Origin of the sequence: uncultured Microscilla sp., from assembly GCF_947493425.1 — a bacterium.
GTDB lineage: Bacteria > Bacteroidota > Bacteroidia > Cytophagales > Microscillaceae > Microscilla.
Map to the genome: position 1 here is coordinate 1 of NZ_CANLRP010000723.1, position 209 is coordinate 209.

Annotated in this window: 1 pseudogene; it reads left to right on the forward strand. The window is 45.0% G+C overall.

The annotated features are described in order from the left end of the window. Window positions 1–183: pseudogene (locus tag Q0954_RS34955) on the forward strand (hypothetical protein); the annotation flags it as partial. Between the last annotated feature and the right edge of the window lie 26 nt (window positions 184–209).

Here is a 209-nt window from a genome sequence, read left to right on the forward strand (position 1 = left end):
GCCTTGCACGCATCAGAGGAAGTGCAATCACCTGTTTTTGTTCCTATAGAAAAACCATCCCCCAAGCCAGTTGATGCCCCGGCTGCCCAGGTGTACGAAATTGTTTACCCCAATGGAGTTCGTCTTTGTTTACCTTCTCTGGACTTATCCATTTTACCTCAATTACTTACCTTGGATGTTTAGCCTTCACGCCGATTACCAATATTTCT